Here is a 1,093-nt window from a genome sequence, read left to right on the forward strand (position 1 = left end):
GCCGTATCAAGGCAGCTTCTTCGGTGTCGTCGGCCAGCCCGGCGAAGTGCTGGTGTATGGCTTGCGCGGCAACGTGTTGCGCAGCACCGACGGCGGCCAGAACTGGACCGCGCTGGACAGCGGCCTGCACGTCAGCATCACCGCCGGCCTGATCGATGCCCGTGGCCATTACCGCCTGTTCACCCAGGGCGGGCAGATGCTGGTCAGCCAAGGGACTGGCGCGCAAATGCGTCTGACGCAGCAACCGGCGCGCGCACCGGTTGCCGGCGCCACCCAGTCCGCCGATGGTGCACTGGTGGTCGCGGGCAGCCGCGGCGCCCAGACGCTGACCGTCGATCCAGCCCTCGAACCCTAAGAGCGAGAACCCAGACATGGGCAATATCAAACAAGACGCCATGCCGGTGATTCGCGAACTGCGCGATTTCGACCAACGCTCCGGCAACCTCCTCGAACGGCTGGTGTTCAACTACCGCCCGCTGTTCATGCTGCTGATGGCGCTGGCCACCGTGGTCCTGGGTTTCATGGCCGTGACGCGCCTGGAGTTGCGGCCAAGTTTCGAAAAAATGATTCCGCAGAGCCAGCCCTACATCCAGAACTTCCTGGAAAACCGCGCTTCACTGCGCGGCCTGGGCAACTCGGTGCGGGTGGTGGTCGAGAACACCCAGGGCGATATTTTCGACCCCGCTTACCTCGATGTGCTCAAGCAGGTCAACGACCAGCTGTTCCTCACCGAAGGCGTCGACCGTGCGTGGATGAAGTCGCTGTGGAGCCCGGCCGTGCGCTGGACCGAAGTCACCGAGGACGGTTTCCAGGGTGGCCCGGTGATGCCCGACAGTTATCAGGGCTCGCCTTCGGACATTGAACAGCTGCGCCAGAACATCTCCCGTGCCGGTATCGTCGGCAGCCTGGTGGCCAGCGATTTCAAGTCGACCATGCTGATCGTGCCGCTGATGGACAAGGCCGCCGCCGGCGGCCAACGCATCAACTACCACGCCTTCTCGCAGATGCTCGAAGAGCAGTTGCGCGACAAGATCGAATACGCCGGCGACAGCGCGGCGCGTAAATCCGGGGTCGAAAACCGCCGCCATTACAA

2 pseudogenes are annotated in these 1,093 nt (G+C 63.8%); both read left to right on the forward strand.

The annotated features are described in order from the left end of the window. Positions 1–355, forward strand: a pseudogene (locus AD668_RS28265) (glycosyl hydrolase); the annotation flags it as partial. Positions 356–371: 16 nt separating this feature from the next. Continuing rightward, a pseudogene (locus tag AD668_RS28270) lies at positions 372–1,093 on the forward strand (RND family transporter); the annotation flags it as partial.

The organism is Pseudomonas sp. P1.8, from assembly GCF_001269805.1.
Lineage (GTDB): Bacteria > Pseudomonadota > Gammaproteobacteria > Pseudomonadales > Pseudomonadaceae > Aquipseudomonas.